Origin of the sequence: Diaphorobacter sp. JS3051, assembly GCF_015832135.1 — a bacterium.
In the GTDB taxonomy this organism is placed as follows: domain Bacteria; phylum Pseudomonadota; class Gammaproteobacteria; order Burkholderiales; family Burkholderiaceae_C; genus Diaphorobacter; species Diaphorobacter nitroreducens.
In genome coordinates this window covers 3933995-3949286 of sequence record NZ_CP065406.1, presented here as the reverse complement: position 1 = coordinate 3949286, position 15292 = coordinate 3933995, and the positions used below count along the sequence as shown (strand labels likewise).

The 15292-nt window shown below is 61.4% G+C and carries 8 protein-coding genes and 5 pseudogenes; 7 read left to right on the top strand and 6 right to left on the bottom strand.

Features of this window, described 5'->3' with window-relative positions; all coding sequences use genetic code 11:
* Positions 1–280 precede the first annotated feature (280 nt).
* The 3 pseudogenes from mobH to I3K84_RS18750 all read left to right on the top strand — a co-directional run.
* Positions 281–1864: pseudogene (gene mobH, locus I3K84_RS18760) on the top strand (MobH family relaxase); the annotation flags it as partial.
* Between the two features lie 100 nt (positions 1865–1964).
* A pseudogene (locus tag I3K84_RS18755) lies at positions 1965–3417 on the top strand (IS5 family transposase).
* Positions 3418–3536: 119 nt separating this feature from the next.
* A pseudogene (locus I3K84_RS18750) lies at positions 3537–3860 on the top strand (conjugal transfer nickase/helicase domain-containing protein); the annotation flags it as partial.
* Positions 3861–3884: 24 nt separating this feature from the next.
* Here the strand turns inward: I3K84_RS18750 and I3K84_RS22600 are convergent.
* The 3 genes from I3K84_RS22600 to I3K84_RS18735 form a co-directional block, all read right to left on the bottom strand.
* Entirely contained in the window at positions 3885–4154 is a 270-nt protein-coding gene (locus tag I3K84_RS22600; protein ID WP_041835936.1) for an integrase core domain-containing protein, read from the bottom strand.
* A gap of 102 nt (positions 4155–4256) precedes the next feature.
* Positions 4257–5351, bottom strand: coding sequence for a signal peptidase II (gene lspA, locus I3K84_RS18740; protein ID WP_196995159.1), 1095 nt, complete (start codon positions 5349–5351; stop codon positions 4257–4259).
* The gene (locus I3K84_RS18735) at positions 5348–7747 is read right to left on the bottom strand and encodes a heavy metal translocating P-type ATPase (protein ID WP_009518529.1); all 2400 of its coding nucleotides are present in this window, start codon (positions 7745–7747) and stop codon (positions 5348–5350) included. Before I3K84_RS18735 ends, lspA begins: the two co-directional genes overlap by 4 nt.
* Positions 7748–7841: 94 nt before the next feature.
* Here I3K84_RS18735 and cadR point away from each other — a divergent pair, with 94 nt between their 5' ends.
* Positions 7842–8276, top strand: a complete 435-nt coding sequence (cadR, locus tag I3K84_RS18730; RefSeq protein ID WP_011804660.1) for a Cd(II)/Pb(II)-responsive transcriptional regulator — start codon at positions 7842–7844, stop codon at positions 8274–8276.
* A gap of 127 nt (positions 8277–8403) precedes the next feature.
* A complete protein-coding gene (locus I3K84_RS18725; protein WP_011804659.1) occupies positions 8404–10338 on the top strand; it encodes a cytochrome c/FTR1 family iron permease in 1935 nt (644 codons plus the stop codon).
* A gap of 211 nt (positions 10339–10549) precedes the next feature.
* Here the strand turns inward: I3K84_RS18725 and I3K84_RS22365 are convergent.
* Positions 10550–10918 (bottom strand): annotated as a pseudogene (locus tag I3K84_RS22365) (IS3 family transposase); the annotation flags it as partial.
* 62 nt (positions 10919–10980) lie between these two features.
* Here I3K84_RS22365 and I3K84_RS18715 point away from each other — a divergent pair.
* Complete coding sequence (locus I3K84_RS18715; protein WP_196995158.1) at positions 10981–12141, top strand: IS30 family transposase; 1161 nt, start codon at positions 10981–10983, stop codon at positions 12139–12141.
* Positions 12142–12150: 9 nt separating this feature from the next.
* Here the strand turns inward: I3K84_RS18715 and I3K84_RS22360 are convergent.
* Both I3K84_RS22360 and I3K84_RS18710 read right to left on the bottom strand, forming a co-directional pair.
* A pseudogene (locus tag I3K84_RS22360) lies at positions 12151–12429 on the bottom strand (transposase); the annotation flags it as partial.
* Positions 12430–12490: 61 nt separating this feature from the next.
* Entirely contained in the window at positions 12491–13150 is a 660-nt protein-coding gene (locus I3K84_RS18710) for a heavy metal response regulator transcription factor (RefSeq protein ID WP_011804656.1), read from the bottom strand.
* 243 nt (positions 13151–13393) lie between these two features.
* Between I3K84_RS18710 and I3K84_RS18705 the strand changes: the two genes are divergently transcribed.
* Positions 13394–15286 carry a copper resistance system multicopper oxidase gene (locus I3K84_RS18705; RefSeq protein WP_011804655.1) on the top strand — a complete coding sequence of 631 codons (1893 nt, stop codon included), beginning with the start codon at positions 13394–13396 and terminating at the stop codon, positions 15284–15286.
* The last annotated feature ends 6 nt before the right edge of the window (positions 15287–15292 follow it).

Genomic DNA, 15292 nt, shown 5'->3' with positions numbered 1-15292 from the left:
GATACCCGCATGGTAAGGAAATTTCCTTACTTTGTCAATGTGAAGCCTCATGGCGCTCTCCCGGTCCAAGAATCGGCCCATCGTAGGGCGTGAACAGCCAGCCTTCCTGCATCAATCCGGCCCTGCCGCAACCCACATTGGCGATGGACGATCAGGACCCGTCGCCCTATACCCAAAGGCCGCAAAGGGTCGAAATGGCAAGGGAATGGAGTGCAAGGGGAAAGGCTCTATCCCCAAAAGGCAAAAAGGCCTCCCGCTCGGCCCCCGACAGGACACCCGCATGCTTTCTCTGTTCCAGCGAAAACGGCCCGCGGTCGCTGCCGCTCCGACGCCACCATCGGTCACCGACCTCCCGAAAGGGTTGATGCGGCCCGAGTCGGCCGCATCGCTGCTGGCCACCCCGCGCCGGCAGAAGCTGCTGGAGCACATCTGGCAGCGCACGTCGCTCTCACGTAAGCAGTTCGCCACCTTGTACCGGGCGCCCCTGGAGCGCTACGCCGAGCTGGTCCAGGCCTTCCCGGCCTCCGAGGCGCATCACCATGCCTACCCGGGCGGCATGCTGGACCACGGCCTGGAAATCGTCGCCTACAGCCTGAAACTGCGGCAGTCCCATCTGCTGCCGATTGGCGCCAGTCCCGAAGACCAGGCGGCGCAGTCTGAAGCCTGGACTGCCGCGGTCGCCTATGCCGCGCTGCTGCACGACATCGGCAAGATCGCCGTCGATCTGCACGTCGAACTGGCCGATGGCTCGCTGTGGCACCCGTGGTACGGTCCGCTGCACCAGCCGTACCGCTTCCGCTACCGCGACGATCGGGAATATCGGCTTCACAGCGCCGCGACAGGTTTGCTCTACCGCCAACTCCTCGACCGTGATGCCCTGGACTGGCTCAGTGGCTATCCCGACCTGTGGGGACCGCTGCTCTACGTCCTGGCCGGCCAGTACGAGCACGCCGGCGTGCTGGGCGAACTTGTCGTGCAGGCCGACCGGGCTTCGGTGGCCCAGGAACTGGGCGGCGATCCGGCCCGCGCCATGGCTGCGCCCAAGCACGCGCTGCAGCGCAAGCTGCTCGACGGGTTGCGCTACCTGCTCAAGGAACAGTTGAAACTGAACCAGCCGGAAGCCTCCGATGGCTGGCTCACCGAGGATGCCCTGTGGCTGGTGAGCAAGACAGTCTCGGACAAGCTGCGTGCGCACCTGCTGTCTCAGGGTATCGACGGCATTCCAGCGAACAACACCGCGGTGTTCAACGTCCTGCAGGATCACGGCATGTTGCAGCCGACGTCCGACGGCAAGGCGGTCTGGCGCGCGACTGTGACCAGCACGACTGGCTGGTCCCACTCGTTCACCTTGTTGCGTCTAACGCCCACGCTGATCTGGGAGCCGCGTGAGCGGCCGGCACCGTTCCCCGGCACGGTGGCGATCGACGTGGCGCCCACGGACAAAGAGGCTGACGTGTTCACCACCATTTCGACGGCCGGCCCGCTGGCCGCCCCGGAAGGCCAAGAAGATCCACCAGGGGAAGGAGGTCGTTCATCTTCAGCTCCTTCGTCCAAGTTCCAAACCTTGCCGGACGTGATGGAAGACATGCTTTCGATGGTGGGTATCGGCGACTTACCCGCGATCGGGCAGGACGCGGCAGTGCTCTCAGAGCAGGTGCCTGCCGCACGTCCCGAAATACCAACCTTGCCCGCGTCACTGCCGTCGTCGCCTGCGCCAGCGCCCTCGATAGCGCATCCATCCGGGGAGCACTTCATGGCGTGGCTGAAACAGGGCATCTTGTCCCGCCGACTCATCATCAACGACGCAAAAGCGCTCGTGCATACGGTGAGCGGCACGACCTACCTGGTCGCCCCTGATTTATTCGTAAGCCATTGATTTTGCTGGATATTTTCTTCATTCCGGCGTATAATTTCTCCCGTTCTGATAGCGCATCCGCCTTGATTTCTGGGAGTTTCGTGCCGTGATGTTCACCTGCCCCGCCACCGACGATTTCTTCCGCTCGCGCATCGACCAGATGATCGATCTGCGCCATCCGCTGGCGGTGCTGTCTTCGCGCATGCCCTGGCAGGAGATCGAGGCGCGGGTGGCCCACCTGCTGGTGCGCAAGGCCCACGCCGGGCAGGCCATGCCCGATCTGGATTTGTTCGGCGAGAAGCCCCAGCGCCAGGCTGCGGCCAGCAAGGCCGGGCGCCCGCGCGTGGCGCTGCGCATCATGGTCTCGCTGCTGTACCTCAAGCACGCGTTCAACGAATCCGATGAGGGCGTGGTGGCCCGCTGGGCCGACACCCCGCGCTGGCAGTTCTTCTCGGGCTGCGCGTACTACGAAGACCGCCAGCCCTGCGACGCCACCACCCTGGTCAAGTTCCGTCAGTTGCTGGGCGAAGAAGGCGTGGAAGAGCTGCTGGCGCAGACCATCAACGTGGCCGTTGAACTCAAGCTGATCAAGCCGCAGGAGCTCTCTCGCGTGATCGTGGACAGCACGGTGCAGCACAAGGCGATTGCGCACCCCACCGACAGCCGCCTGCTGGAGACAGCCAGGGTCAAGCTGGTCGAAGCAGCCAAGGGTGCCGGCATCGACTTGAAGCAGACCTTTGCCAAGGAAGGCAAGGAGCTGGGCCGCAAGGCCGGGCGCTATGCCCACGCGCGCCAGTTCAAGCGCATGCGCCGCGCCATCAAGCGCCAGCGCACCATCGTCGGGCGGCTGCAGCGCGAGATCGAGAGGAAGATCGCCACTGGGGCCAGCGCCATCGGGCAAGCCGTGCGCCAAGCGCTCGCCCAGACATTGAGCAAGGCCGCGCGCATCGTGGCCCAGAGCGGCCAGCGCAAGGCGGTGGATGGACAGCCCAAGCTGTACGCCTGGCATGCCCCGGAGGTGGACTGCATCAGCAAAGGCAAGGCCAAGCAGCCCTACGAGTTCGGCGTGAAGGTGGGCATTGCCAGCACGCTCAAAGGCAACCTGATCGTGGGCGCCCGGGCCTTCCACGGCAACCCGTACGATGGTCACACCCTCACAGAGCAACTGGAGCAGGCCACGATCCTGATGCAGGACAGCGATGCAAAACCAGCGACAGCGTTCGTTGATCTGGGCTACCGGGGGGTGGATGCGGACAACCCGGATGTGCACATCGTGCACCGGGGCAAGGCCAAGCGGATCAGTGAGCAGGAAAGAAAGCTGCTCAGGCGGCGCCAGGCTATTGAACCCATCATCGGGCACCTCAAGGCCGATCACCGCATGGGTCGCTGCCACCTCAAGGGCGAACAGGGCGACCGCCTGCACGCGGTGCTGTGCGCGGCCGGCTACAACATCAAGTGGCTGCTGCGCATGATCGTCAAGAAGGGGGTGGCCTTCTTGCAGGTGGTTTTTTTGTGCCTGCTGCAAGCCAGCACACAGGAGCGTTCTTGGCTGGCCGCTGTGATGGACATGCGCTCTTGGGCTGCTGATGCCCGATCAACCCTGTGCACAGCCCTGGCCAACCGGCTGACCTTGGGGGCTGGCAGGCTCTCCCAGGCTTGAAATGAATATTTCAGGGCCGACTACCTGGTCAGTCCCGGGGTCTTCCAGCGCTATGCGCAAGAGCACCCGCAAGTCGGCGCGCAGGCTAAGCAGGAGAGCCAGCAAGACTGGCAGTGGATACAAAAGCGCTTCGAGAGGCTGCAACTGCATCGCAAGCAGCCGAACGGCCTGAATATCTGGACCTGTAAAGTCACCGGGCCTAGAAAGTCCCGTCACCTGCACGGATACCTTTTGGAAGATTCAAGCCTGCTTTTCTTAGAAACGCCGCCGAATAATCCCTACTTATCCCTGTTGTGTGAGACCACAGGAAGCGGACTTCATGAAAGCAATGAGGGTCAACATTGAAGTCCCCTCAAATACCTGAGCCACTCAGAAGTAGAGATTGGGGAACAGTTTGACACGGTACTCGACCGGTGGGATTCGGCCGAGGGCTTCATGGGGTCGATGGTGGTTGTATCGGTGTAGCCAGTCGGCCGTCATGTCACGCACCTCCTGCAGTGAATCGAAGACGTAGCGGCGAAAGCTGTCAGCGCCCTTCGAAATCGGCAGGAGCGGACAGTCCTTAATGTAGCGGATACTCACCCTCCTCTTATGGAGACCAACTGCTGGCTCCGACGTTGGCTCAGCAAGCGATCCCATCGAAAGGTCACCAGCGGCATTCTCCAAATCAGTCTTTCTGGCTCCTGAGTTATGTGTCGATCACACCCGATACGCGCCTCATATTCCTTGACTTGTATCCGACTATGGAGTTTTCATAGGAATTTGTCCGCTTACGGCGACATCCCGTTTTCCTTGGTGCATGGTGGCCGAAAGCAAGCAGATCGCGCCAAGGGATATTGCAACGTCAGCCAAATTGAAAGCGGGCCAATGCGCTCCGTGCCAATGGAAATCGAGGAAATCGACTACAGCCCCTCGCAACAGGCGGTCAACTGCGTTACCCAGCGCGCCACCTAAGATCAGGCTATAACCCACGCCTTCCCATTTAGATACTCCTTGACGCAATAGGCGGATCAGCCAGATTGAGACTCCCAGCGCAAGCGCGGCAAAACCGAAACGCGCCCAGCTACCAGCACCAGCCAGCAGGCTGAATGCGGCGCCGTTGTTCTTCAAGTGGACGAGATTGAAGAAAGGGGTTACAGCGACTTGATCGCCATAGCCGAAAAAAAGCGAGACGGCGGCCTTTGCGACCTGATCGCCAAATAGCACTGCGGCAGCCAAGCCGTACCAGATTCCGATTGCCCGCAGCCTCGTCAGCCTCCAGGCACTCGCCAGCATCGTCAACAGCGAACCAGCAAGCGCAAGGCTGCCGGAGGCGATGCCCCAGCCGGCCAGCACGTCGGCGGGAAAGTGCATGCCCGCAGCAATGCGCGACCAGCCGACCAGAACGACATAAGCAACTAACGCCAATCGGTGGCGTACACCTGTCAGCGGCCACAACACCCCGGCAACAAGTGCGGCGTAAGTGGAATGACCGCTCGGCAGGCTATAGTGCTCCTCCACTGTGCCAAGCACGTGATTCAAATGGCCAAATACCGCTGCCGGTCGCGGAAAATCGAGCCAAAATTTCAAGATGGAGGCTATTGCGATCGCGATGCCGAAGCCGATCACGAATTGAAGAAGCTGCCGCCGAATTGCCAAGGCGTGATCGGCTGCTGCCGTTGATCTTGACCATGCCCACAGTCCGAGCATCACTAGGGGCGCAGTCCAGTAGTTGCCCAGGACGTTGCTGAAGATCCAGGCCAGCGGTATCAAAATCGGCGGCGTGGCCTCGTAGACGAGCTGAAACAGAGCGCTATTCAAGCCACCCCAATCGTAAAGAATGGCTTTCCAGTTCATCGGCGCAACAGCCTCAACCCGTTGCCGACCACCAGCAGACTGGCCCCCATGTCGGCAAACACCGCCATCCACATCGTGGCTTGCCCGGTGAAAGTCAGAATCAGGAACACCGCCTTGATGCCCAGCGCGAGGGCGATGTTCTGCTTCAAAACGCTAGCTGTTGCACTGGACAGTCGCACGAATGTCGGCAGCTTGCGCAGGTCGTCATCCATCAACGCAACGTCGGCGGTTTCGATGGCCGTATCGGTTCCCGCCGCCCCCATTGCAAAGCCGATGTCCGCACGCGCGAGCGCCGGGGCATCGTTGATGCCATCGCCCACCATGCCAGTTTTCCCGTCCGCCGACAGTCGCTCCACTTCATGCAGTTTGTCTTCGGGCAGCAGATTGCCACGACTGCGGTCAATGCCGACCTGACTGGCAATGGCAGCGGCAGTGTGCGGGTTGTCACCGGTCAACATAATGGCTTTGATGCCCAGTCGGTGCAGTTCGGCAATGGCCTGGCGGCTGCTGTCCTTCACCGTGTCAGCCACTGCGAAGAGCGCCCGCACTCCTTCCTGTCCCGTCAACATCACTACGGTTTTGCCCTCGGCTTCAAGCGCAGACACCCTGGACTCCAGATCTGGCGAACACATGCCCAGTTCCTCGACCAGGCGGTGGTTACCCAGGTGATAGATCTGCCCGTTGATGTCGCCACGAACCCCGCGCCCAGGCAGCGCTGCGAAATCGGCTACATCACGCGGTGTCAACCCATCGTTGACGGCTGCACGGGCCACTGCCAAGGACACTGGGTGGTCTGAACGGGCTGCGAGGCTGGCGGCCAGCAATCTGGACGCATCAGGATCGGCGTTGCCCCATGCAGCGAAATCAGTCTGCGCTGGCTTGCCGTGTGTGATCGTGCCCGTTTTGTCCAGGGCCAGCCATTTGAGCTTGTGCCCCTCTTCCAGATAGACGCCACCCTTGATCAGGATGCCGTGCCGTGCGGCAGCAGCCAGACCGCTCACAATGCTCACCGGCGTGGAGATCACCAGAGCACAAGGACAAGCGATGACCAATAGAACCAGCGCCTTGTAGATCCAGTCCAGCCACGGCACGCCGAATACCAGCGGAGGCACAAGCGCCACGGCAAGGGCTACCGCAAATACGATAGGCGTATACAGCCGCGCAAACTGATCGACGAAACGCTGCGTCGGCGCGCGGCTTCCCTGAGCCGCTTCAACGGCATGAATGATGCGGGCCAATGTCGATGCGCTGGCGGCAGCGGTGACGCGGAATTCAAACGAACCCTCCCCATTGATCGTGCCTGCAAACACGGAATCGCCCTCAGCCTTGTCTACCGGAAGGCTCTCACCAGTGATCGGCGCCTGATTGACGGAGGAGCGGCCTTCGACGATCAGCCCATCGAGGGCAATGCGCTCACCAGGTTTGACGCGAACACGGCTGCCCACGGGCACGGCGTTGGCGTCCACCGCAGCCCAACTGCCGTCCGCTTGTTGAACCAATGCGGTATCCGGCGCGAGGTCCATCAAGCCACGGATGGCATTGCGAGCCCGATCCAAGGACTTGGCCTCGATCACCTCGGCTAGTGCGAACAGCACCATCACCATAGCCGCCTCGGGCCAATGGCCTATGAGCATGGCCCCAGTGACCGCAATGGACATCAACGCATTCATGTTCAGGTTGCGGTTCCTGAGCGCAATCCAGCCCTTCTTGTAAGTCGTGAGGCCGCCAGTGAGGATGGCCACCACGGCCAGCGCGACCACGACCCAGTGGTTGCCGCCGTTGAGCCAGTACACAACCTCGGCCAGCGTTGCGGTGACGCCTGACACTGCCAGCGGCCACCAGTTTGTGCGTGCAGGCGCTTGCGCCTCGGCTGCCGAAGGGGCCGAAGAAGTGCGCACCTCGGCGTCGAAGCCGAGCGATTTCAGGGCTGCAAGCACATTGGGAAGTGCGTCGGGTGTATGTGCGACGTGCAGCCTGCGCTGGACGAGGTTGAATTCAAGATTCGCAACGCCTGGCACGCCGGCAAGCTTGCCGCGGATCAATGCCTCCTCGGTGGGGCAGTCCATCTGCTGGATGGATAACCAGGTACTTTGCTGGGCTGCCTTCTCATCCATCCGAACCGCTCGCATCCCGATGGCCGATAACGCGTCTTCGATAGGGCGCAACGAGGCAAGCTGATGGCTGACTCCCAGTGTTCTCTGCACCAGATTGAATTCAAGGCTGCTCACGCCCTGCACCTTTCCGAGTTTGTCGCGAATCAACGCTTCCTCGGTCGGGCAATCCATGTTCTCGATGCGGTAGCGCACCTGCGGCAACGCTGCTTCGACGATGTTCGGTTTCGGGTTGGGCACCACAACGGTAGAGCAGCCACATCCCTTGGAGCCACATTCACTCATGGCAACTCCTCTTGTGTAGATCTGAGGTTGATGATTTAACACTCTATAGTTACTATAGAGTCAAGTCCTTTTTCCTTTTATCCCAATCCGCACCATGAACCTCCAGATCGGAGAACTTGCCAAACGCACTGCCTGTCCGGTGGTGACGATCCGCTATTACGAGCGAGAGGGGCTGCTGCCGCAGGCTCGCCGCAGCCAGGGGAACTTCCGCTTGTATGGAGAGGCGCATGTGGAGCGCTTGCAATTCATACTTCGCTGCCGTTCGCTGGACATGCCATTGAGCGACGTGCGAACTTTGCTGAGCTACCGGGATCGGCCTGCGCAGGATTGCGGTGAAGTCAACCTTCTTCTCGATGAGCGCATCCGGGAGGTGAAATCACGGATTGAAGCGCTGCGCGAGCTGGAACACCAGCTGGCCGATTTGCGCGATGCATGTTCCGGTGCCAGACCTGTCGAAGCGTGCGGAATTCTGCAAGGGCTGTCGGGATGCGCATGTGATGCGCAGGAAGCAACTGCTCCCGTCAAGTGACCAGTGGGCCGAGCCGATCATGCCATAACAACAGGCCCCGCCAGCTCCCTGATGCTGGCGGCCCGCAAGAACAATGAATTATAATCATTCGCATTTGTGATGCGAACTTTCTGCCGGTAAGGCCCTCATGCAAGCCCTGCGCATACTCTCAGCCGTTCTGTTCTCTTGGTTCATGGTCATCTCTGTCGCGCATGCCGATCCTCTGGCTACGCAAGACAAGGCTAAGCAAACCTGGCAATTGCTGGACTACCTAGCGGTCGATTACGGCGGCGCTGTGCGGGATGGCAAGGTTCAAAGTGCCAGCGAATACGAAGAAATGAAGGAGTTCGCCGCGACAGCGGGGCAGCAGATCGCCACATTGCCGAGCACGCCTGCACTTCCCGAACTGAAACGCCAGGCCACGGCACTGAGCGAACTCATCGCAGCCAAGGCCGACGCGAAGACAGTGGCCGACAGTGCCCATTCACTGGCGGCGGCACTGGTCAAGGCGTACCCGTTCCCGCTTTCCCCCTCCACGCCGCCGGATCTCACGCGCGCCAAGGTGCTGTTTGAAGCCAACTGCGCGGCATGCCACGGGGCGACTGGCCGGGGCGATGGCCCGCTCGGCGCAAAGCTGACCCCGCCGCCGATCGCGTTCACCGATCGCGGCCGGGCACGCTCGCGCAGCGTGCTCGCGCTCTACCAAGTCATTTCTCAAGGCGTCGCCGGCACGTCGATGCCCAGTTTCGCCACGCTCTCCGACGAGGATCGGTGGGCATTGGCATTTTTCGCCGGAACGCTGTCGCACGACGACGCCATGCGGGCGCGCGGTGAAGAATCCTGGGGCCGAGACGCCACCGCCAAAGCCGTCTTTCCCGACCTGGCGGCCGCTGCCACATTGACCGAGGCCGCCTTGTCCGAACGGATGCCACCCGACGCGGCGCGCGACCTGACCGCCTACGTCCGCAGCCATCCAGAAGTGACCGTCACCGCCAACGGCACGGGCGGGCTGGGGTTGGCCCGCGCACGGCTTCAGGAGAGCCTTGCCGCAGCGCGCGCAGGCGACCAGGCCAACGCGACGCGCTTGGGTTTGTCCGCCTACCTGGATGGTTTTGAACCACTGGAACCGGCATTGCGCGCGCGCAACCAGGCGCTTCTCACTGAAGTGGAAAACGCCATGCTGGCCTACCGCGGCGCACTTGCCAGTGGCAAGCTGGAGCAAGCCGACGCCACGGCCCAAAAGCTGGACTACCTTTTTGCCCAAGTCGATACCGAATTGGGGGCGGACAAAGCCGAGCCACTGACCACCTTCATTGCCTCGATCACCATCCTGCTGCGCGAAGGCGTGGAGGCGCTGTTGATCGTCGTCGGCATGCTCGCATTCCTGAAGAAAGCCGAACGGCGCGATGTTCTGGCCTACGTCCATGGAGGTTGGCTTACGGCGCTCGCGTGCGGAGGCTTGACCTGGGCCATGGCAACCTACTTCGTGAGCATCAGCGGCGCCAGCCGCGAGGTGACCGAAGGGGTGTCATCACTCTTCGCTGCTATTGTTCTGCTGAGTGTCGGCCTCTGGATGCACCAGAAGAGCACCGCCGGTAAATGGCAGGCATATCTGAAGGAGAAGCTCTCCGCAGCCATGACGCGCCGCTCGGCATGGGCGTTGTTCGCGCTGGCGTTCATCGCCGTCTACCGCGAGGTTTTCGAGACGGTGCTCTTCTACTCGGCCTTGGCCGGTGACGGCAATAACGGTGCATTGCTCGGCGGACTGCTGAGCGGGGTGGCCGCCCTGACTATCCTCGCATGGCTCATGCTGCGCACCAGCGCCCGTATGCCGATTGGAAAGTTCTTCAGCCTCAGCTCGATTCTGGTCGCTGTCCTCGCTGTAGTGCTTGCGGGCAAGGGAGTTGCGGGTCTTCAAGAAGCCGGTTGGCTGAGCGCCAGCCCGATCCATTGGCCACGCATCGAAGTGCTTGGGATTTATCCGTCGGCAGAGACCACCTTAGCGCAAGCCGTGATCCTCATCATTGCATTGGTCGGTTTTGCGCTGAATGCCCAGACTGCTCGCCGGTCGCAGGCGGCGTGATGTTCGGTGCTCCTGAATCGTTGGGCTCGAAACCATCGCACTGATTACCCCAAGGATGCTCTCCGCGTTGACGTCCACTTCCCATGATGCAATTCCGTCGCGTGCCAGCTGGCACGCCAAACAGCGTGACCCATTACCTAGTCCGCCCTGAACAATTCCGTTTTCAGGCAGCCGCAGTTGTTGGCATGCGAAGTTGGCGGGCAAGGGCGTCCAGGCGATGTTTGCTGTCCGTGGTCACCACGAACTTCCTGCGCCCCTTGGCCCGGATACCGTGGCGCTGCATCAACTGCCGAACCCGCTCCTTGCCCACCCGATGGCCTCGCGACAGCAGTTCCTTGCGCATGCGCGGCCAGCCGTATTCGCCACGCAACTGCGCGTGGATGGCCCGGATGTGCGCCAGCACTGCCTCATCGCCAAGACTGCGCCTGGGGCCTTGTCCAGGCCCGCGCCCAGATGCTTGCCAGCTGAAGTACCCGCTGGGGCTGACCTCCAGAACCTCGCACATCAGCGTGATCGGCCAACGTCTCTTCATCGACCTGATCCAGGCGTACCTTGCAACACGTCCTGTGCAAAGTACGCCGCCTTGGATTCAACCCGTCGCTGCAACACCTTTGGTACAAGGATGCAGCGAGGTAAAAATTCATGGCGAGATTGGGACGTCCCGGACTGTCGGATGCGCAGAGGCGCGAGTTGTGGGAGCGCTGGAAGGCAGGGGATTCCATCAGCGACATCGGTCGTGCGTTGTTCAAGTACCCTGGGTCTGTGCATGGGGTTCTCGCGCTAGGCGGAGGCATCTATAGACCAGCGCGGAAACGGGCAGCCTCGGCGTTGACAGCAGATGATCGTGAGCAGGTCTCTCGCGGCTTGGCGGCGGGGCACTCTTGCAGGCAGATCGCCGCGGAACTTGGTCGTTCGCCTTCAACGATCAGCCGAGAGGTACATCGCAATGGTGGTGCCGCGCGATATCGTGCGGCTGTGGCCGATGAGCGAGCCCGGGAGCAAGCACGCCGCACCAAACCTTGTGCGTTGGCACTGAATCCTGAGCTGACCAGCCTTGTGGCCCAGAAGTTGGCACTTCAGTGGTCTCCACAGCAAATCGCTGGATGGCTGCGACGAGAACACCCGGATACTGCCTGCATGCAGGTGTCGCACGAGACGATCTATCGCAGTCTCTTCGTACAGGCGCGCGGCGTGCTGAAGAAGGAGCTGATGGCGCATCTTCGTACTCGTCGCTCAATGCGGCGAGCGCGAGCAGGCCTGGGCAAGGAGTCTCCTCGTGGGCAGATCACTGACGCCGTATCCATCCACAGCCGTCCCGCGCAGATCGAAGACCGGGCGGTTCCTGGTCATTGGGAAGGTGACTTGGTCACGGGAGCAAAGAATAGCCACATTGCGACGCTGGTGGAGCGTCATTCACGTTTCGCGCTACTGGTCCAGGTCGATGGCAAGGACACGGCCAGCGTGGTGCAGGCTTTGACGCGTGAAGTCAAGCGACTCCCAGGAGGCTTGATGAAATCATTGACCTGGGATCGGGGCATGGAGCTGGCCCTGCACCGAACGTTCTCCATGGCCACTGAAGTCGATGTGTTCTTCTGCGATCCACGAAGCCCGTGGCAGCGAGGAACGAACGAGAACACCAATGGGTTGGTGCGTCAGTACCTTCCCAAGGGTGCGGACCTATCGGTCTACAGCCAGGAAGACCTGGACGCGATCTCCATGCGTTTGAACATGAGGCCTCGAAAAACGCTGGACTATGAAACTCCTGCCAGTAGACTTCAGCGAGCCGTTGCAGCGACGGGTTGAATCCAAGGCGGCTTTTTTTGCGATGTCGCGCTCCATCTTTACCCGTGCCAGTTCCGCTCGCAGCCGAGCGATCTCCCCCTGCTCGGGGGTCACCATCGCCACGGGTTTACCTTCTGCGGACATCCCCAACTGGCCTTTGGCATCGGCCCTGACCCAGTTCGTCAGACTGGCCTTGGGCATCCTCAGCGTCTTGGCCACCACCGACGCTGCCCGTCCACCCTTCACCTGCCTGACGGCCTCCTGCTTGAACTCCAGGGTGTACTTCCCTCTGCTTTTCACTTCATTCATCTCATGCTCCATACCGGCATTCTCCGGGTTGAGCTATGAACTCCGAAATTCGGGGGCAACCTCAGTATCCCATTCCACGCACGGTGTGAATGAGCTTCGGATTGAACGCATCGTCTATCTTCGCGCGGAGACGGCGGATGGCTACATCGATGACGTTGCTATCGCTGTCGAAATTCATGTCCCATACCTGCGACGCGATCAGAGAACGTGGAAGGACCTCCCCGTGGCGACGGGCCAGGAGCTCAAGCAACGCGAACTCCTTGCTGGTGAGATTGATGCGTTGGCCAGCGCGCGTTGCGCGCCGGCGCGCCAAGTCCAGCACCAAATCGGCAACCTGGATGCGATCAGGCTGGCTCGGAGCGCTTCCGCGTCGCAGCAGCGTCCGCACCCGCGCCAGCAACTCAGAGAACGCGAATGGCTTGACGAGGTAGTCGTCCGCTCCCAGTTCCAATCCCTTGACACGGTCGTCTACACCGCCACGCGCCGTCAGAAAGAGCACAGGGACCTGTTTACCGGCATCTCGAAGGGCACGCACGATGCGCCAGCCATCGACATCCGGCAGCATGACATCCAAGACCACCAGATCGTATGTCTCGCCCATGGCCAGGTGGTGTCCGTCCAATCCGTTGCGCGCCAGATCCACGACGAATCCCGCCTCCATGAGACCTTGGCGGACGTAATCCGCCGTCTTGTTCTCGTCTTCAACGACCAGCAGTTTCATCGCATGTCCCATGAAATCGCTACGGCGCGGAAAAATAGCCGCTCACGATGTACGCATTCATCCACTTTCAATCAGCAATTTACTGGTTGCCAGCTTCCACGAACATTACATGAATGTAATTCAGGGGTCATTCGATGGAAAGTGCCCAACCCATAGCATGACCTGCATTGCGTCGAACTGTGCCGCTCAGGATGGGGTGGCGTTTAGAACGACTTCCGAGTCATCTATGGAGGATTTCAGGCCATGCCGCCTCGTTCACCCTTTTTTATCGTGCCCACACAGGGCCTTTCTCGTCGGCGTTTCGTCCAAGGGTTAGCCGCCGGCGGCGTTCTCGCTGGGCTGTCCACGCCGGCGTTCAAGGCATTTGCCCAGCAAGGCTCCGCGACGCGCGGTGCCGCCCCTGTGCTGAAGGGCACCGACTTCGACTTGGTGATCGCCGAATCGCCCGTGAACTTCACGGGCAAGCCAGGCGTGGCTACGACCATCAACGGCTCGCTGCCGGCACCGACATTGCGTTGGCGCGAGGGTGACACCGTCACAATCCGTGTAACCAACAAGCTGCGTGAAGCCACATCCATTCACTGGCACGGGATCATCCTGCCGTATCAGATGGATGGCGTGCCGGGCATCAGCTTCAATGGCATCGCTCCCGGCGAGACCTTCACGTACCGCTTCAAGGTTCAGCAGAGCGGCTCCTACTGGTACCACTCGCACTCCGGCTTTCAGGAACTCACGGGCATGTACGGGGCGATCATCATCGACCCCGCTGGCGCCGAGACCATCCACGCCGACCGTGACCACGTGCTGCTGTTCTCGGATTGGACCGACGAAGACCCGATGCGGGTGTTCACCAAGCTCAAGTCCCAAAGCGACTATTACAACTACAACCAACCTACCGTCTTCGACTTCTTCCGGGACGCCTCGCGCGAAGGCACGGCCGCTGCGATCGACAAGCGCAAGATGTGGAACGAGATGCGGATGAATCCGACGGATCTCGCAGATCTGTCTGCCGCCACGCTGACCTATCTGGCCAACGGCGTCACCCCCGCCGGCAATTGGACGGCGCTGTTCCGACCGGGTGAGCGCGTGCGGCTGCGCATGGTCAACGGTGCGGGCAACACCTTCTACGACGTACGCATTCCAGGACTGAAACTCACGGTGGTGCACGTCGATGGTGTTGACGTGGAGCCGGTGACCGTCGATGAGTTCCGATTCGGTCCTGGCGAAACCGTCGACGTGATCGTCCAGCCACGGGATGACGCTTACACGATCTTCGCCCAGGCGATGGACCGGACAGGCTACGCGCGTGCCACGCTGGCCGTGCGTGAAGGTCTTCAAGCTCCCGTGCCTGCCCTCGATCCGGTCGAATGGCTGACCATGAACGACATGATGGGCGGCATGATGGGGGGCATGGACCATGGCGGGTCCGGCCAGGCCATGGAGATGACCGGGATGACGGGCATGACCGGGATGACCGGGATGGGCTCGGGTTCGATGTCCGGGATGGATCATGGGGCGATGGCAGGCATGAATCACGGCGCCATGAACCACGGTGGCATGGCGATGGATCACAGCCAACACGCCGCGGCGGCGGGGGGACTGGCCGTGCCCAGCACTACTGCTCGCCACGCTCGCACCGAGTATGGTGCCAGCACGGACATGCGCGTTGACATGGCGCGCACCAACCTCGATGACCCCGGCATCGGACTGCGCAACAACGGTCGGCGCGTGTTGACCCTCGCGGATCTGCATACCCCGTCGGGGCCGCTGGACAAGAGAGGCCCCGGCCGGGAGGTCGAACTGCACCTCACGGGCAACATGGAACGCTACGCATGGTCCCTGGACGGGCTGGAGTTCGGAAAGTCCACGCCGGTGCACTTCAAACACGGCGAGCGGCTGCGGGTCATTCTGCACAACGACACCATGATGACCCATCCCATGCACCTGCACGGCATGTGGAGCGAGCTGGAAAGCCCCGACGGTCGCTTCCTTGCGCGCCGCCACACCCTGCCGGTGCAGCCGGCACAACGCATCAGCTTCCTGGTGACAGCCGACGCGCTCGGCCGCTGGGCGTGGCACTGCCACCTGATGTTCCACATGGATGCCGGCATGTTCCGCGAAGTCGTGGTGTCTTGAACCCAG